Genomic DNA, 16,831 nt, shown 5'->3' with positions numbered 1-16,831 from the left:
TTTTCACCCAGAAGCACAGGTGTCCCATGAAAGCTCAAGCCCGCCACATCCTGGTCAAGACCGCTGAGGAGGCCGAAAAGCTCAAACAGCGCATCGCCAATGGCGAGGCCTTCGACGTGCTGGCCAAGAAGTTTTCTACCTGCCCTTCAGGCAAGCGTGGCGGCGATCTGGGCGAAGTGCGCCCGGGGCAGCTGGTGGGGGCGATCGACCAGGTGATTTTCAAGAAACCCCTGCGTGTGGTGCACGGGCCGATAAAGAGCAAGTTCGGCTACCACCTGGTGCAGACCTTCTACCGCGACTGAACGGCGCCATTAACGGCGTGCGGCCAGCAAACCGAGGCCAGCGCAACCGAGCAGGCAGGCGCTGACCCGGTTGAACAGCCGGCGCGGCCCCGGCTGGCTGAACCAGCGCTGCAGGTAGGCGCCAAGGCCGGCATAGATGGCAATCGCCGCCCACTCCAGGAGCAGGAACAGTACCCCCAGCCAGAGGAACTGCTCACTGACCGGGGTGGGGCTGCCCACCGAGACGAACTGCGGCAGGAAGGCGGTAAAAATCAGGATTGCTTTCGGGTTGCCTGCGGCCACCCAGAACTCCTGCCGCGCCAGGCGCCAAACGCCACGCGGTTGCTCGCTCGCCACCAGGGCCTCGCCCACCGGAGCGCGCCACAGCTGCCAGGCGATGTAGAACAGGTAGGCCGCACCCACCACCTTGATCACCAGGAACAGGTACTCACTGGTGTGCAGCACCACCGCCAGGCCCATCGCCGCCAGGGCAATCATGCCGCTGAAGGCGAGAATGCGCCCGCCACCTGCCACGCATGCGGTACGCAGGCCATAGCGGCTGGCATTGTGCAACGACAACAGGTTGTTCGGCCCCGGTGCCATGTTCAGGGCGAAGCAGGCGGGGATGAATAACAGCAGGCTCGACAGGTCCATTTCGTTCTCCTGGAAATCTGCCGCCAATGTCGATGCTTGAGCGGTACCGGTCAAGGTACAGCCACAGGGAAAAACTGTACGGCAGCGCGTTCGGCGCTGTTAAGCTGCCAGCCTCAACGAGGGCTCCAGCATGCACCCTACCCGCTCCTCACTCTGGCGCGATCCGGCCCTGCCCTGGGTGGAAAGCCGCCGGGCCTGCCACAGCCGCGCCTGTTACAAGGCTCATAGCCACCCGACATTCTCCATCGGCGCGGTGGATGCGGGGTGCAGCGTCTTCACTGGCGCAGGTGATGGGCAGCAGCGGCTGACCCCAGGCACGCTGGTGTTGGTGCCGGCGCAGCGGGTGCATGCCTGCAACCCCGAGCCCGGCCAGGCATGGAGCTACCAGATGCTGCATGTCGAGGCCCAGTGGCTTGCGCAGCTGCGCCTGGAGTCGGGGCTCGACGCGGCCGGGCCGGGGGCGCCGGCGCGTATCAGCCGGCTGCCTGCGTTGTACCGCGCGTTCTGCGGGTTGAATGAATTGCTGTTCTCGGGTGCGAGCAGCGGCGAAAAGGAAGCCGCACTGATCGCCTTCATGGGTGATCATGATTTTGCCCAGCATCCTCACCTGGCGGCTGCGCCAGCGCCAGCATTGGGCATGCCGGCCCTGCGTGGCCTGATCGAGTGCATCGAAGCTCAAGACCCGGCCCGCTTGAGTCTTGAAGTGCTTGCCCGGCAAGCAGGGCTTGGCCGTTATCAGTTGATCCGTGCGTTCCGCGCGGCCACCGGGCTGACGCCGCATGCCTACCTGATCAATGCCCGCATCAACCGGGGCCGGCGGCTGCTGCGCGACGGGCTGGCGCTGGCCGAGGTGGCCTATCGACTGGGGTTTGCCGATCAGAGCCATTTTCAGCGGGTATTCAAGGCGCATGTGGGCGTGACGCCGGGGCAATATCGGCTGCGTCTGGATCAGAGGCCCTAAGCAACCCGCAATAATCTTCAATACCTGGTCCTGCCCCGCCTCCACACTGCGGCTTTATCACTCGAGATAGCCCGCACCATGGAGCAGTTTCTGATCGTCGCGCTCGCCCACTTCCTGGCCCTGCTTTCCCCAGGCCCGGACTTCTTTCTGGTCGCTCGTACCTCGATCAGCGCCGGTTGGCGCGTCGCCAGTGGCACCTGCCTGGGCATCGCTCTGGCCAATGGCCTGTTCATCAGCCTGGCCTTCGCGGGCCTGGCGGTACTGCAAGAAGGCAGCCCGGTGTTCATCGCCTTGCAGTTGGCCGGCGCGGTTTACCTGCTTTATATAGGCGCGCTGTTCCTGCGCCATGCCGGGCAGTCCGGCCTGGCTGCGGTGGATACCCTAGGGGCAGTGAGCGGCTGGTGGCGAGGGCTGGGCATGGGCCTGGTATCTGGCGGTCTCAACCCCAAGAACGCACTGTTCTACGCCAGCCTCGCCAGCATGGTCGCCAACAGCGGTGCTGCCTGGAAGTGGGCCTATGGCGCCTGGATGTTCACCATCGTTCTGCTGTGGGATTTGCTGGTGGCAGCGGCCATCGGCAACAAGCGCCTGCTACGGCGCTTTTCTCATGCCCTGCCCTGGCTGGAGCGGGCCTCGGGGATGATGCTGATTGCACTGGCAGGTGCATTGCTTTTCAGCCTGGTGCAGGGTTGAGCAGCACCAGGCTGGCCAAGTCCATCAGGCTGAAATGGCCACTTGCCCAACCACCGGTGTCCAGGTGCCAGACGTTACCCAACCGTTTGGCCTGGAGCACCGGCGTATGGCCCACCAGCAGGGCACGCACGCCTTCGACGGCGCCGGTATCCCCTTCTTTGAGCCGCCGGCGCGACCATTGGCAGACTTCACGCACCCCCGGGTCATCATCCTCCAGCAGACTGGCGCGCAGCTCGGCCCAGTCTGCAAAAGGGCTGTCGGCATGCAGCACGCCAATCAACCCGGCCTCTGTCTGTACTTCCATGGCTATCGGCAACTGCAGGAACTGTTCGACGAAAACCGCCTGCTCATCCTTTGGCAGATCGAGAAACCAGCCGCCGCCCGCTGCCCGATACATGTCCAGATCCAGCCGCCCACCGTACAGGCAGGTGATGGCCAGCGACTCATGGTTGCCCTGCACGGCATGGAACCAAGGCTTGGTCAGCCACGTCAGGGCCTCGATACTGTGCGGCCCGCGGTCGACCAGATCACCAACACTGAATAGCCGATCCACCGCAGGGTCGAACCCTACCGCCTCCAGGCACTGCTCCAGGCGCCGAAAATGCCCGTGAATATCGCCAACAGCCAGGTCACGCCCGTGGCTGTTGGCGGCTACCCGCCGAAACCGGCTCATTGCATTGTTCCTCTGTTGCCGCACGTTGGGGAGCGGATGATGGGTACCGCTCTCGTGCATGACGTGCTCATGGCCCTATCAACCAACAGCATGGCACAAGGCACAGCACCTGCGCAGTTCGAACTGGTTTCGACAACGTTTCGCCACGCCCGCGGCCTCCTGAAATACCCTTCACTGGAACAGGTGATCCTGCCGATAGTATGCTCGGCCTTTCGATCTGTACCAGGGAAGGGAATTACCCATGAAACTCTGTGCCGTACAGCTGGCATCAGTCAAAGGCGAACTACAAGTCAATCTCGACCGCCACCTGCACTGCATAGAGCAGGCCGCAGACCTGGGCGCCGAACTGGTGGTGTTCCCCGAGCTGTCGCTGACCGGTTACGAGCCTACCCTGGCAAGGCAGGTGGCCTTGCCGCTCACCTCTGCCCGGCTCGATCCGCTGCAGCGAATCTGCGACCGCCTGGCAATCTGCGTAGCCGTGGGCCTGCCACTGCCCACCGCAGATGGCATTCAGATCGCAATGCCGATCCTGCGCCCCGGCCAGCCGCGGCTGGCCTACGCCAAACAACGGCTGCACGAGGACGAACTGGCGTTTTTCTCGGCCGGTGACCAGCCCTTGGTTTTCGCCGCAGGGCAACTGCAGGTAGCACCCGCCATCTGTTACGAGTCGATGTTCATCGCGCATGCAGCACAAGCCCGCGACAGGGGCGCAGAGTTGTACCTGGTGAGCGTGGCGAAGACGGCGAAGGGCATCCGTGAAGGCAATGAGCACTACCCGCAAGTCGCTCGCACTTTGGGTATCCCGGTATTGATGGCCAACTGTGTGGGCCCGGCCGACAACTTCGTGGGTGCCGGCGGCTCGGCGGCCTGGGACAGCCAGGGCAACCTGCTGGCGGCGCTGGACGGCCGCCAGGAAGGCATCATCTTGCTGGATACCGCGAACTCCAGCGCCATCGGCGTACCGCTGAGCATGCCTTCTGCATGAAGTATCTGCTTTTGATAGTGGCCAGCTTTGCCAGCACCTATCATCTGGTGGGGCTATTGATCAACAGCCAGCTGAATGAGCTGGCCGAGGGGTTGCGCCATCGCCCGGATGCGCCACCGCCCGGTCAGTACCTGCGCGAAGTAAGGCCACAGGCCCGCCGGGCGCATCGGCAGTACACGCTGATGGCGGGCTCGACGCTGGCGGTGGTGGCGTGCCTGGTCGTGTATTGGATCAGTTGAGTTTTCAGATTCAGTCGCGACCTTTGCGGACAATGCATGGCTAAAGGTCCAAAGTCAGGCTTTGTTGCCCCTCAAGCGCCAAGAGGTACTGCTTGGCCGGCATCCCCCCGGCAAAGCCGGTCAGGCTCCCGGATGCGCCAATCACGCGGTGGCACGGGGCAATGATCGAGATCGGATTACGGCCGTTGGCCGCACCGACCGCGCGTACGGCGCTCGGGTTACCGATCTGCCGGGCGATATCGCTGTAGCTTCGGGTCTGGCCGAACGGAATGGTGAGCAACGCCGCCCACACCTGGCGCTGAAACGCGGTGCCGGCAAAATCCAGTGCCAACTCGAACCGTTGGCGCTTGCCGGCAAAGTACTCTTCCAACTGGCGAGCGGCTTCGCGCAGTATTGGCTGCTCATCATCCCGATGCACCTCACCCAGGCGAACGCGGTTTTCCCGCTCCTCTTCCCACAGCACGGCGGCCAGGCGCTCGCCGCGGGCCACCAGGGTCAAGGTGCCGACCGGGGACTGCATCAGGGTGAAGGCGCTGGACATGCTTGTTTCTCACTGCAGGGCTAGGTCCGGGCACTGTAGCGCCGGCCCACACCTCGCGCATCCGCTTTCTTGCTCAGGCAATCAATCAGCTCGCGATGCGGCGGGCTTGGGCCAGGTCGATTTTGGGGATCAACGCCGCAGGTATGCGAGAAACCTCGGACAGGTTGTAAACCCGGAATCGCTCGCTGACAACCTGCTCGGCCATCAGCGTCAGCGACGGCAGTATGCGGCTCTCCCAGTGCTGGTCGAGCCCACAGGGGGAATGCTGCCCCTCACCGTTCTCGTAAAAGCGCCCTAATGACTGGTCCAGGTCAACACCCACCAGCAACACCTGCTCGAACCCCAGGTGATACGCCAGTTGCAGGGCGACATAAACCACTGTCCGGGCATCGAAGTAGCCGCTTGAGAGGTCTTTGCTGAAGGCGATCGACCGCGCCCGCTTGCTCCACAACGCCCTGCTGCAGACATGGGTTGCGCCGTGCCCCCGCAACCCGTCGAGCATGCCGGGGTTGTCGGCTTTATGCAGCGGATAACACTCGGTGTCGGGCGGGATGTCAGCGCCGACGAACTGCTCTGGCCACAGTGCCAAGCGCTGGCTATCGCGCAACGCCAAGGCAAACAGCTCTGGCTGCTGTGTGCGAAAGCTTTTGTCGGTGCAGATGTAAAAGAACGGCTTCACGGCACACGCAGCGGTGAGGGAAACCGAACCATTCATGGCAATCACAGGGAGGTGTGAAAATTCAAGCAAGGGGAACTGTTTGGCAGAAGCGCCCGACGCAAGAATCACCACCGGCCCTTTCTGGGTGTTTCGGCACGCCTCGAAACCTGAGAACGCGCCGCGCTCGGCATCGAGCTGTGACGGAGATATATTCATCGCGCCATCATCGGTTTGGAGTACCTAAAACACAATACCCCTCGGACACCGAACGATCCCTTTTACAAAGCCCTTACACAATCTGACCAACGTCTTGCCGTTCGTTTCACGCGACGACTCTCTTTTATGCATGAGTCGCCTTGCCGGTTACCCCTGGCGGTACTAATACTTAACTCTCTGCCTGGGGAGGCACGAACAATGCAACCAAGATTCGTTATCGTTCCCGCAGTGCCTATCGAAAGGGAATCCTTCCGCGTCGCTGGTCGCTACTACGCAGCTACCGTCTGCGGCGGCTACGACATCTACGACAATCAAGCAAAGGAGCGTCTCAAGCCCAGTTACTCCTGCAAAGAAGATGCGCAGGTGCAATGCCGTCAGATGAACCTGAAAGCGTAGAAGCCATGGGACTGCCAGGGGGCAGGCATCACCTCAATCCAGGCATTCCCGGGCCGCCAGCCGCAGCTTGTTGCCCGAGAGGAAACTGCCTTTGTAGAAAGTCGCCCGGCTGCCCTCACCGGACTCCAACACTTCCAGGACTTCATCAGAGGTCACTGCGCTGGGTGCGGTCAGGCGGTAGCCATGTGAAATGGATTTTTGCGTCGTGAGTGGCGCCAACGCTTGCCACTTGGGCAATACACAGGCGGCATAGACTTCTGGCGATTTGCGGGTCAGCTTGCTGGCTGTTGGCTTTCCTGGGTTTGCACAACCGGCCAGGGTGACGACCAGTGCGTAGCAAAAAGAGATGCGAAAGTTAGGCATTTGCATTTGACTCAAGTGGACAGGATGCATTTTAACCATGGTTTTGCATGACAAAAAGCCCGCGCATCTGGGGCGCGGGCTTTTGTACTCAGGTTTGCAGCCGGCTAGCTAGGCCTTCGAACACATGAGGGCTGCATCGAGCAGCCGCCCGTGGTCATACCAGGCATCGCGCTGATAGGCCATGAACTGCTGACGCGTGCCGTAGCTGCGCAACTCTACAAGGCCATTGGCTGTGTTGGGGTCAGTACTGTCGACGAACAGACGCACCGAATCACCACTACCCACCTCATAGGTGGTTGCACTCCCATGCATCTCTTCCTTGACGCACCCTAGATAATCCGGCGGGCTCTTCTCGGTGATACCGGAGGTATGATCATGCCCATCCCGGACATCGGGGTTCTGTGCACACCCCGTCATAAAAGTTGCAGCCAACGCTGACATCAGTATTGCGCTTGCGAGCGATCTAGAGTTCTTCACGCGACACACTCCGGCGCCCCCTTCAACAACCCTTTGAAAATAGCTAACGAGCAACGCCCTTTTTCGTTTTTTTGGCCAGTCCCATATTAACCCTCAGTCATAACCGAGCAATATTCTTCTTCGCTATAGGGGATGTGGCAGCGCCCTACCCTATTTGCAAGCTGACGGGAACACGCCATGCCGCTTTGCCATTAGCACCGCTCAATCTTGCTCGGCCACTTCACAAACGCCATTTGCACGCCCCTTGCCGGTGTACGAGACCCCCACAGACTCATCCGGGTTGACCATGATAGAGACGGTAACCCCATCGCCCTTGGCTTCGTAGTACGCGTCACTGAATTTCTTCAGTTTTGCCTCCTTGGCATTTATGTAGACAGGGCCGCCTTCATCCGCGTGCACTTCGATTCCGCCCGGGCATGTGGCATTCACCAGTGGGATGCCTGCGTTGGCCATCCCGGCAACAGAAATCAGAACAACGCCCAGCACTCGCCTCTTCATTCAAACCTCCTGATCCGGTTAATCCTTATATACAGTGATAGACGAAGGCCCTGGAACCGGACCATTGCCGGCCAGAAATGCTTTCGCATCGAGCGGTGAGCATCATGCTCTGCCCGCCTGGCTCTGCACATACTGCTCAGCCATCACTTTGCCTTCGAGTATGGCCTCCGTCGAGGACGAAAATGCCCGACTCACTCGCAGCGTTCTCGAGACGCTGCCGGGCCGGCCGACCTCCACCAGCATTCCGGTCGGTGAGTCAGTGCACGACTCCCACAGAACGTAAATGGATGCCTGGTAACCAAGGTACGAATGCACATAAAGATCATGACTGGTGGACTGAAGGTTCATCTGATTCTCCAACGGGGCGCCCTGATTGCACCTTTGCTGCAAATACGACTGGTGCGTTCACGCGTGCGTTCCGTTGTCCTCGTCAAGTTACCTGCCCCGGTGAAGCCGGACCAGCACGTCAGAGTACATCTGTACTCCTGCGCAATCCTTACTATTTCAAGCAGGTTGCGGGCCTACCCATAGCAACCAGACCCTCGGTGGCAATTCGGCGTGCACGCCCCACGCCCCACGCCAGCGCTCTGGTCATCGACTCGCCGGGCCTCGAGTCGAAAGCCTCCTCGTGAAGCGCGGTACCAGCGGCCGCATAGACGCCGATGAACATCTGCGTAGCGCCTGTGCGCGACAGCCTCACCTGAACATCGATAACCGTGCCGTTATAAAGAGCCTCATCGTGCTCCCGGTGATGCAGGGTCGGGTCCGCCCACAGCCAATAAGTTTCTCCGCGAATTCGCATGCCGCCTCCTCCGACTGATGTCTATTTGGAATGGCCAAATACCACCATAGCGAAGCGGTGCGACCGCACAACCGGTACACGCGGAACTGTGGACTGAATCGGACCACCGGTTAAATAACCGTTACAAAATCAAGGATTTGTACAACTTCAGGCTGGGCGCGGCAGCTTGATGATCGCCGAGGGCTTTGCAGGGAAAAATTCTGGTGGTTCGCTGCGACGGACAGGAACGACCACAGCTAAGCGCCGTGGCCAACCTTCTCCATCATTTGATAAAGCGAACCTGTGAGTTGATTTTTTCGATCACCGAGCCTTTGCGCTCGTTGAAGCGCAGCTTGTTTTGCTCGAACAGGTTATTACCCTTGGTATCGATGGAGATAATCAACGGGCCAAACTCCCGCACGCGATTGACCCAAAGCGTTTCGGGCATTCCCAAATCTTGCCACTCAGCCCGCTCGATCTCTTCCACCTGGGTTGCGGCGAGTACTGCACAACCGCCGGGGAACACCGCATGCACAGCCTTGTTTTCCAGGCACCCAGTGGTGGTTTCGGGGCCCATGCCGCCCTTGCCGACGATCAGCTTTACGCCAGTCTGCTCAATGAATTCCTTCTCGAACTTTTCCATCCGCATGCTGGTGGTCGGGCCGATGGAAACCATCTCGAAGGTGCCATCGTCTTTCTCGCGCACGATCGGGCCAGCATGAAATATGGCCCCACCGCGCAAGTCGACCGGCAGTTCACGCTTGAGCTCGATCAGGCGACGGTGTGCCACGTCGCGACAGGTGACCAACTGCCCTGTCAGGTAAATCACATCACCAACGTTAAGGTCTGCGAGATCTTCGTCCTTGATTGGGGTGCTGAGGATCTTTTTCACAGAACAACTCCTTCGTGGGACAGAATGTCGTAAGACAGGTCGGCGTTGATACGGATCTTGCCGCGCCGGTGTGCCCAGCAACCAGTGGACACGGCCACGCCAATGGTTGATGGGTGGCGAGCGGACGATTCGATGTTCACGCCCATGACGCTGCTATTGCCGGTCAACCCTTGCGGACCGATACCAATCTCGTTGAGGCCCTCTTCAAGCAACTGCTCCATCAAGGCCGCACTTTCATTGGGGTGGCTGGAGTCCACCGGGCGCAGGATTGCCCGCTTGGACAGACGCGCAGCGGTTTCCACTGATGTTGATACGCCGACGCCAACCAGCAACGGCGGGCACGCGTTGATGCCCCGCGAGGTGATCACATCAAAGACAAATTCGGTGACGCCTTCATATCCTTGACCCGGCATCAACACTTTGGCCGAACCAGGCAGCGTGCAACCGCCACCGGCCATGTACACGTCCACGATTGCATAATCGGCGTTGGGGATGATCTCCCAATCCAGCCATGGAATTTTCGAACCGGTATTGGTACCCGTATTCTTTTCGATAAAGGTCTCTACCGCGTTGTGACGCAGCGGGCCCTTGATAGTGGCTTCCTTGGTGGCGTTCTCGAGGATGCCCTCAAGCTCGCTGAGCAAGGGGAAGCTCGCGCCTGCCGAGATGAAGTACTGGATCACGCCGGTGTCCTGGCAGCTCGGGCGGTCGAGTTTGTCGGCGTAGTCCTGGTTCTCAGCCATTGAGTCATAGACAGCAATGGCGAGCGGGTTAGTTTCCGCGGCCCGCAATTGCGCGGTTTTTTTCTTCACGTCGGTTGGCAGGCGTTTGCCGATATAGGCGGTAAACTTCGCCATCGTCTCGGTAAGCGATAGTACAGCTGACTCTTTATCCATCATTTTCTCCTCACAGCATCACTGGGCTATTCGTGCGGGCTCAAAAGGCCAGCTATTGGTGTTTGCACTGCTCGATTCGATGCACCTGATTGTTGCTCAGTCGAGTCTGGCGCCGCGGCTGGCTGAGTATTCAGGGCCAGGTCCATTTGCTTTTTATCGAGTGCTCCGACCCATTTGGCGATCGCCATGGTGCCAACTGCATTTCCGATCGTATTGGTGATAGCGCGGGCTTCGGACATGAAACGATCCACCCCGAGCAGCAGCACCATGCCGGCTACCGGAATCTTGTCCATCGTCGCCAGGGTGGCTGCCAGTGTGATGAAACCGGACCCGGTGACACCCGCAGAACCCTTGGAAGTCAGCAACAACACGCCCAGCACGATCAACTGGTCCATTAGGGTCAGAGGCGTGTTGGTAGCTTGGGCGATGAAGATGGCTGCCATGGTGTAGTAGATGCACTGACCATCGGGGTTGAACGTCAGCCCGGACGGAATCACCAGGCCGACTACCGGCTTGGACACCCCTGCCTTTTCAAGTTTGTTCATCAGTTGCGGCACGACCGACTCTGAAGAACTGGTACCCAGGACAGTGAACAGTTCTTCCTTTAGGTACTTGAGAAACTTCCACAGGCTGAAGCCGGACAAGCGAGCGATGAAACCGAGCACGACCACGACAAACAGGAAACAGGTGACGTACATAGTCGCCACCAACTTGCCAAGCGATACGATCGAACCCAGACCGTACTTGCCAATGGTGAAAGCCATGGCGCCAAACGCCGCCAACGGTGCAAGTCGCATGATCATGCCGACAATGTAGAACATGCCGTGGGAGAAGGACTCCAGCACATCGACCATGGGTTTGCCACGCGGCCCCAGATGCGCCAACGCGATACCGAACAAGGTAGAGAACAGCAGAATCGGTAAAATCTGGTTCTGCGCAAACGCATCGGTGATACTGGCCGGGATGATTTTCATCAAGAACTCAGTGATACCGTCGCCACCCTGCGCAGCCGAGGTGTAGGTAGCGATGCTGGAGGCGTCGAGGTGCGCCGCATCAATGTTCATTCCGGCGCCTGGCTTGACGAAGTTGACAACCAGCAGGCCCAGGATCAGGGCGAATGTAGAAAGCACTTCAAAGTAGATGAGCGCTCGAGCGCCCACACGGCCGAGCTCCTTCATGTTCTCCATCTTGGCGATGCCCAACACCACCGTGGCGAAAATGATGGGTGCGAATACCATCTTGATCAGCTTGATGAACGCATCGCCAAGCGGTTTCAGGTCAGTGCCGATATCCGGCCAAAAAACACCTAGCAATACACCGGCGGCCACCCCGATCAGTACTTGGACATATAACTTACCCAGAATGCTTTTCATGACAGGACCCCTGAATTTTTATTCTTGTCAGGTAATACCGAGAAGACAGATCAACGACCCGTCTCTCGGCGCATTGTCTAAATTACGGTTCTGTTCAATCAGCGATCAATCAGCGCGATGACCGCATCGGTGATCTGGCGAGTAGTCGCTGTGCCGCCCAGATCAGGGGTGTGCAGGCCACTTTCGGTGACTGCTTCGATGGCCGACATCAACTGCCTGGCGGCAGCCCCCTCACCCAGGTGCTCGAGCATCAATGCCGCAGTCCAGAAGGTCGCAATCGGGTTGGCTACGCCTTTGCCGGTGATGTCGAAGGCAGAACCATGGATAGGTTCGAACATCGAAGGGAATTGACGCGACGGGTTGAGGTTGGCGGTCGGTGCGATGCCCAAGCTGCCAGACAACGCGGCGGCCAGGTCGGACAATATGTCGGCGTGCAGGTTGGTGGCGACAATCACGTCCAGTGTGGACGGTTTTAGGACCATGCGCGTGGTCACTGCGTCAACCAGTTCCTTGTCGATCTTCACATCCGGGAAGTCCTTGGCGACTTCGTAGAAGATCTCGTCCCACAGCACCATGCCATGACGCTGAGCGTTGGACTTGGTCACCATGGTCAGTTGCTTGCGTGGGCGACTCTGTGCCAGCTGGAAAGCAAAACGGTGAATGCGCTCGACACCGGCACGGGTAAATACCGATACCTCGGTAGCCACTTCTTCTGGCAGGCCGCGGTGCACGCGGCCACCATTACCGGAGTACTCACCCTCTGAGTTCTCACGCACGACGACCCAGTCGATCTGGTCGCCGTTATGCAACGGGCTTTTCACGCCCGGCAGTACACGAGCCGGACGCACGTTGGCGAACTGGTCGAAACCCTGGCAAATCGGCAGACGCAGGCCCCATAGGGAAATATGGTCCGGTACATTCAGGGCACCCACGGCACCGAAGAAAATAGCGTCGAAGCTTTTCAACTCCTCCAGCCCACCCTCAGGGATGTAATGGCCATTCTTCAGGTAGCTCTCCGAGCTCCAATCGAAGTCTTTGAAGGAGATTTCGAACCCACATTTTCTTGACAGCGCTTTCAGTACTTCAACGCCTGCGGCAATAACCTCAATACCAATTCCATCGCCTGGGACAGCTGCAATGTTGTACGCATGCATGAGTAGACACCTTCATTTGGATATTCTTGTTTTCCCTGCCGATCACACCAAGGCGACAGGATGTGGGCAGAGTGTAAGCAGAAATTCCAAGGAAATAAGCTACTCAAAATAACTTCAAAAGTTACTTGAGGTTATCAATCATGGGGCACATTCTGTACGAGCCCATCGTCGCTTCGAGCCAGCCATGAATCAGACATTTGACCTTTCGTTTTTCCACCTGCTCGCCACCCAGGGCAGCCTCGCGGCCACGGCACGCGAACTCGGCGTAACCCCCCCGGCAGTGAGCAAACGCCTGGCAGCGCTGGAGGCACGGTTTGGTGTTCGCCTGGTCAACCGCACCACCCGCTCGATGAGCCTGACCTCGGAGGGCGAGCTTTACTTTTCTCACGCTGCGCGCATCCTCACGCAAATCAATGAGGTAGAGCAGATGGTCGTCAGTAGCCGCGCGACGCCCAAAGGCCTTATCCGCGTGAACGCCTCCCTCGGCTTTGGTCGACGGCATATCGGGCCGGCCTTGGCAGCGTTCTTCAGCCGTTATCCAGAGGTGGAAATTCAGCTGGAAATCACCGACCATCCCTTGGATCTGGCAACCCACGGTTTTGATCTCGGGATCCGCTTCGGTACACTGCCGGATGCCGCATTCCACGCCCGCAAGATCGCCTCCAATCGCCGACTGGTGTGCGCCTCGCCGCTTTATCTGGAAAAGCACGGCACGCCGATGCGCCTGTCTGATTTGCAACAGCACAACTGCATCTTCATCCGGCAGAACGAAACGCCTTATGGCGTATGGAGTTTCACCACTGGCAGCCGTACGCAGAACATCAAGGTCCGCGGTGCCCTGGGCTGCAATGACGGGGAGGTGGCCCTGAACTGGGCGTTGGAAGGTTACGGGATACTGATGCGCGCCGAATGGGATATAGCCCGCTATGTACGCAGCGGCCGGTTGCGCCTGGTGCTGGAAGACGAAACACCAACCCGGGCAGATGTCTATGCGGTTTATCCTCAGCAGCTACACCTGTCAGCGCGGTTGCGCAGCCTTATCGACTTTCTCGTGGAGCGCTTCGCTCATATTGATCATGTGGAAGATGCCGAGTGAATGGCAGATGGCCTTGCAGCACCACCGGCTTACCGTTCATGCGTCGGCTTGGATGCCCCTCGATAAACGCAAAAACCCCTTTGTGAAGCGGGCAACTGGCCTTGTCGCCCAGCACCGCTGGCGTTTTACCGTTGACGGTGTGGGTGCCAGCCAGTTGGCATGACAGCACGCTGCCCCCGCTGCTGGTGGGGTCGCCCAGGCAGATGGGACGGTTCATGCCTTGGGTCGCCCGACACTTGGGAGGCCATACTTGAAGGGGTCAGCACCACGGTTGCGCTGGTTCTTCACTTTGCGTGCCTCATCTGGCGGGCTGATCATCTGCACGGTGAGGCTGCCGTCGCTGCCGGCGTACACCACGGCACTGGCACCGCCGTCGTGGTAGCTGGCGATGGTGGCCAGGTTGATTTCCACCAGCGCGCTGCTGACGCCGGTATTGCCCAGGCGTCGACCGATGTCATAGCCCTCGTCGACATTGCTCACATCCAGGCCTTGGCCATCGCTATTGAGGCTGTGCAAGGCGTTGGTCAGGGCGATTTCTGCTTCAGCGTTGTTAGTGGTGTCATAGAACACGCGCACCGGTTTTTGCCCATCGGGCAGCGTGTCGAGGGCCTTGAGCCAACCTGCCTGCAAGGCCTTGGCCTGCAATGCGGGTTTGAGGCGCTTTCCGTGCTCGTCCTGCATGGAAACCTTGATCGGACGGTGCAGGTAGCCCAGCACTGGCGCTGCGTCGAACTCCTTCAACTGGTGTTCGGTCCAGCGCACGGGCAGCCAGGGCGACGGTTCGAAATGGCCTGGGCCGCGGTTATTGAGGGTTTTCCACAAGGTGGGTAGTTGCGATGATCATCTGAGACAACCCGGTGCAGCGAACCGCTCGAAAAACAAAGTTAACCAGGAGTTTTGGGCCAGCACCTCGGTGTATTGCTGGCACATTGGACTATTGATAAGGTGGTTTCATCGTCCGCTTGTCAGATTAATATTGCCTCCAACGTGTCCTGGCAGGTGCGAGGGCGGGCATAACTATCTCATGCAGTGGCCATACTTCGGTGTGTTTCAATCAGACGAAGTACAACCCCTGGATCGGCAAGCGTCGAGATGTCTCCTAACCCCTCATACTCCGCAGCCGCGATCTTGCGCAGGATTCGCCGCATGATCTTTCCCGAGCGGGTCTTGGGCAGCCCTGGCGCCCACTGGATCACGTCCGGCGAGGCAATCGGGCCGATCTCCTTGCGCACCCAGTTCTTCAGCTCCAGGCGCAGCGCCTCGTCCGGCACCTCGCCAACGTTGAGGGTGACATACACGTAGATGCCCTGCCCCTTGATGTCGTGCGGCACGCCCACTACCGCCGCCTCGGCGACTTTCGGGTGCGCGACCATGGCACTCTCGATCTCGGCGGTACCCATGCGGTGGCCGGAAACGTTGAGTACGTCGTCCACCCGGCCGGTGATCCAGTAGTAACCGTCCTCGTCGCGGCGAGCACCGTCACCGGTGAAATACATGCCACGGAAGGTCTTGAAGTAGGTGTCGACGAAACGGTCGTGGTCGCCATACAGCGAACGCGACTGGCCCGGCCACGAGTCGAGGATTACCAGGTTGCCCTCGGCGGCACCTTCGATCAGGTTACCCAGGTTATCCACCAGTGCCGGCACCACACCGAAGAACGGACGGGTCGCCGAGCCCGGCTTGAGCGCCGTGGCGCCGGGCAGCGGGCTGATCAGGACACCACCGGTCTCGGTCTGCCACCAGGTGTCGACGATCGGGCAACGCTGCTTGCCGACAGTCTGGTAGTACCAGTTCCAGGCCTCGGGGTTGATCGGCTCGCCCACCGAGCCCAGCAGGCGCAGGCTCGAACCGTCGGCACCGGCCACGGCGGCCTGGCCCTCGGCCATCATGGCGCGGATCGCGGTCGGCGCGGTGTAGAGGATGTTGACCTTGTGCTTGTCGACGATCTTCGACACCCGGGTGATATCCGGGTAGTTCGGCACGCCTTCGAACAGTAAGGTGGTCGCACCGTTGGCCAGCGGGCCGTAGACGATGTAGCTGTGGCCGGTGACCCAGCCGACGTCGGCGGTGCACCAGTAGGTTTCGCCCGGGCGGTAGTCGAACACCCGCTCATGGGTCAGCGCGGCATACACCAGGTAGCCGCCGGTGGTGTGCAGCACACCCTTGGGCTTGCCGGTGGAGCCGGAGGTGTAGAGGATGAACAGTGGCTCTTCGGCGCCCATTTCCTTCGGCGCACAGTGGCTGGAGGCCACTTTCATCAGGTCTTCGTACCAGATGTCGCGGTGCTGGTGCCAGGCAATGTCGCCACCAGTGCGCTTGCACACGATGATCTTCTGCACGCTGCTGGTTTCCGGGTTGGTCAGCGCCAGGTCGACGTTGGCCTTGAGCGGGGTACGCCGGCCACCGCGCACGCCTTCGTCGGCGGTGATCACGATCTTGGACTTGCAGTCGATGATACGGCCGGCCAGCGCCTCGGGTGAAAAACCGCCGAACACTACCGAATGGATCGCACCGATACGGGCACAGGCGAGCATGGCGACCACGGCCTCGGGGATCATCGGCATATAGATGGTGACCACGTCACCGCGGTGCACATCCTGGCCACGCAGGGCGTTGGCGAACTTGCAGACTTGCTCGTGCAGTTCGCGGTAGGTGATGTTGCGGTGCTCGGAAGGGTCGTCGCCTTCCCAGATGATGGCCAACTGGTCGCCGCGCTCTTCGAGGTGGCGGTCCAGGCAGTTGGAGGAAACGTTCAGAGTGCCGTCGGCGAACCATTTGATATCGACGTGATGGTCGTCGAAGGAGGTCTGCTTGACCTTGGTGAACGGCTTGATCCAGCGGATGCGCTGGGCCTGCTCACGCCAGAAGCCGTCCGGGTTGATCACCGACTGCTGGTACATGGCCTTGTAGGTGGCCTCGTCGGTCAGGGTGGTGGCCGCAACCTCGGGACGAACGGGATACAGTGGAGCCGCACTCATCTGTGTTACCTCGGTGTCAAAATTGT

General features: G+C 59.8%; 21 protein-coding genes and 1 pseudogene. 7 read left to right on the top strand and 15 right to left on the bottom strand.

Annotated elements, in window-relative coordinates; all coding sequences use genetic code 11:
• The first annotated feature begins 26 nt into the window (after window positions 1-26).
• Window positions 27-302, top strand: a complete 276-nt coding sequence (locus tag IWW33_RS23615; RefSeq protein ID WP_046786145.1) for a peptidylprolyl isomerase — start codon at window positions 27-29, stop codon at window positions 300-302.
• Window positions 303-311: 9 nt separating this feature from the next.
• Here the strand turns inward: IWW33_RS23615 and IWW33_RS23610 are convergent, their stop codons facing one another.
• On the bottom strand, window positions 312-935 hold the full coding sequence (locus IWW33_RS23610; RefSeq protein WP_046786144.1) for a LysE family translocator: 624 nt from the start codon (window positions 933-935) through the stop codon (window positions 312-314).
• Window positions 936-1,065: 130 nt separating this feature from the next.
• On the opposite strand from IWW33_RS23610, the gene IWW33_RS23605 reads away from it, so the two are divergent.
• Window positions 1,066-1,896 (top strand): AraC family transcriptional regulator, encoded by an 831-nt coding sequence (locus IWW33_RS23605; RefSeq protein ID WP_115274739.1) that lies wholly within the window; start codon window positions 1,066-1,068, stop codon window positions 1,894-1,896.
• Between the two features lie 78 nt (window positions 1,897-1,974).
• The gene (locus IWW33_RS23600; RefSeq protein ID WP_046786142.1) at window positions 1,975-2,589 is read left to right on the top strand and encodes a LysE family translocator; all 615 of its coding nucleotides are present in this window, start codon (window positions 1,975-1,977) and stop codon (window positions 2,587-2,589) included.
• Here IWW33_RS23600 and IWW33_RS23595 read toward each other — a convergent pair.
• Window positions 2,570-3,262: a metallophosphoesterase gene (locus IWW33_RS23595; RefSeq protein ID WP_115274737.1), complete on the bottom strand. Its 693-nt coding sequence runs from the start codon at window positions 3,260-3,262 to the stop codon at window positions 2,570-2,572. The two genes, IWW33_RS23600 and IWW33_RS23595, sit on opposite strands and share 20 nt — an antisense overlap.
• Before the next feature lie 241 nt (window positions 3,263-3,503).
• Between IWW33_RS23595 and IWW33_RS23590 the strand changes: the two genes are divergently transcribed.
• Together IWW33_RS23590 and IWW33_RS23585 are read left to right on the top strand one after the other, a co-directional pair.
• Window positions 3,504-4,247, top strand: a complete 744-nt coding sequence (locus IWW33_RS23590; RefSeq protein ID WP_046786140.1) for a carbon-nitrogen hydrolase family protein — start codon at window positions 3,504-3,506, stop codon at window positions 4,245-4,247.
• Entirely contained in the window at window positions 4,244-4,486 is a 243-nt protein-coding gene (locus IWW33_RS23585) for a hypothetical protein (RefSeq protein WP_161871030.1), read from the top strand. Before IWW33_RS23590 ends, IWW33_RS23585 begins: the two co-directional genes overlap by 4 nt.
• Before the next feature lie 40 nt (window positions 4,487-4,526).
• Here IWW33_RS23585 and IWW33_RS23580 read toward each other — a convergent pair whose 3' ends face one another.
• A complete protein-coding gene (locus IWW33_RS23580; RefSeq protein ID WP_046786138.1) occupies window positions 4,527-5,027 on the bottom strand; it encodes a methylated-DNA--[protein]-cysteine S-methyltransferase in 501 nt (166 codons plus the stop codon).
• 85 nt (window positions 5,028-5,112) lie between these two features.
• Window positions 5,113-5,901, bottom strand: a complete 789-nt coding sequence (locus IWW33_RS23575; RefSeq protein ID WP_046786137.1) for an LPS biosynthesis protein — start codon at window positions 5,899-5,901, stop codon at window positions 5,113-5,115.
• 198 nt (window positions 5,902-6,099) lie between these two features.
• On the opposite strand from IWW33_RS23575, the gene IWW33_RS23570 reads away from it, so the two are divergent.
• Window positions 6,100-6,297: a hypothetical protein gene (locus IWW33_RS23570; RefSeq protein ID WP_046786136.1), complete on the top strand. Its 198-nt coding sequence runs from the start codon at window positions 6,100-6,102 to the stop codon at window positions 6,295-6,297.
• A gap of 33 nt (window positions 6,298-6,330) precedes the next feature.
• On the opposite strand, the gene IWW33_RS23565 is transcribed toward IWW33_RS23570, so the two are convergent.
• The 8 genes from IWW33_RS23565 to IWW33_RS23535 all read right to left on the bottom strand — a co-directional run bounded on the left by IWW33_RS23565 (window position 6,331) and on the right by IWW33_RS23535 (window position 12,731).
• Complete coding sequence (locus IWW33_RS23565; protein ID WP_115275541.1) at window positions 6,331-6,690, bottom strand: hypothetical protein; 360 nt, start codon at window positions 6,688-6,690, stop codon at window positions 6,331-6,333.
• A 78-nt stretch (window positions 6,691-6,768) separates the two neighbouring features.
• Entirely contained in the window at window positions 6,769-7,101 is a 333-nt protein-coding gene (locus tag IWW33_RS23560; protein WP_080952109.1) for a hypothetical protein, read from the bottom strand.
• A 237-nt stretch (window positions 7,102-7,338) separates the two neighbouring features.
• On the bottom strand, window positions 7,339-7,635 hold the full coding sequence (locus tag IWW33_RS23555; RefSeq protein WP_115274735.1) for a hypothetical protein: 297 nt from the start codon (window positions 7,633-7,635) through the stop codon (window positions 7,339-7,341).
• A 499-nt stretch (window positions 7,636-8,134) separates the two neighbouring features.
• On the bottom strand, window positions 8,135-8,437 hold the full coding sequence (locus IWW33_RS26750) for a hypothetical protein (RefSeq protein WP_046786133.1): 303 nt from the start codon (window positions 8,435-8,437) through the stop codon (window positions 8,135-8,137).
• A gap of 262 nt (window positions 8,438-8,699) precedes the next feature.
• Window positions 8,700-9,308, bottom strand: coding sequence for a L(+)-tartrate dehydratase subunit beta (ttdB, locus tag IWW33_RS23550; protein ID WP_115274734.1), 609 nt, complete (start codon window positions 9,306-9,308; stop codon window positions 8,700-8,702).
• On the bottom strand, window positions 9,305-10,204 hold the full coding sequence (gene ttdA / locus IWW33_RS23545) for a L(+)-tartrate dehydratase subunit alpha (protein ID WP_115274733.1): 900 nt from the start codon (window positions 10,202-10,204) through the stop codon (window positions 9,305-9,307). The genes ttdB and ttdA overlap by 4 nt, the downstream gene beginning before the upstream one ends.
• Window positions 10,205-10,230: 26 nt before the next feature.
• A complete protein-coding gene (locus IWW33_RS23540; protein ID WP_115274732.1) occupies window positions 10,231-11,577 on the bottom strand; it encodes a dicarboxylate/amino acid:cation symporter in 1,347 nt (448 codons plus the stop codon).
• Between the two features lie 98 nt (window positions 11,578-11,675).
• Window positions 11,676-12,731, bottom strand: coding sequence for a tartrate dehydrogenase (locus tag IWW33_RS23535; protein ID WP_174141164.1), 1,056 nt, complete (start codon window positions 12,729-12,731; stop codon window positions 11,676-11,678).
• Window positions 12,732-12,915: 184 nt separating this feature from the next.
• Between IWW33_RS23535 and IWW33_RS23530 the strand changes: the two genes are divergently transcribed.
• Entirely contained in the window at window positions 12,916-13,827 is a 912-nt protein-coding gene (locus IWW33_RS23530) for a LysR family transcriptional regulator (protein ID WP_115274730.1), read from the top strand.
• On the opposite strand, the gene IWW33_RS23525 is transcribed toward IWW33_RS23530, so the two are convergent.
• The 3 genes and pseudogenes from IWW33_RS23525 to acs form a co-directional block, all read right to left on the bottom strand.
• Window positions 13,769-14,044: a PAAR domain-containing protein gene (locus IWW33_RS23525; RefSeq protein ID WP_231386187.1), complete on the bottom strand. Its 276-nt coding sequence runs from the start codon at window positions 14,042-14,044 to the stop codon at window positions 13,769-13,771. The genes IWW33_RS23530 and IWW33_RS23525 overlap by 59 nt on opposite strands.
• Window positions 14,041-14,664, bottom strand: a pseudogene (locus tag IWW33_RS23520) (hypothetical protein); the annotation flags it as partial. The pseudogene IWW33_RS23520 and the gene IWW33_RS23525, both read right to left, overlap by 4 nt.
• Window positions 14,665-14,849: 185 nt before the next feature.
• Window positions 14,850-16,805 (bottom strand): acetate--CoA ligase, encoded by a 1,956-nt coding sequence (acs, locus tag IWW33_RS23515; RefSeq protein ID WP_115274728.1) that lies wholly within the window; start codon window positions 16,803-16,805, stop codon window positions 14,850-14,852.
• Window positions 16,806-16,831 lie beyond the last annotated feature (26 nt).

This window comes from Pseudomonas sp. M2, from assembly GCF_015751845.1.
GTDB classification, from domain to species: Bacteria; Pseudomonadota; Gammaproteobacteria; order Pseudomonadales; family Pseudomonadaceae; genus Aquipseudomonas; species Aquipseudomonas putida_E.
Note: the sequence above shows the minus strand (reverse complement) of the source record. Positions and strands in the feature narration are given on the sequence as shown.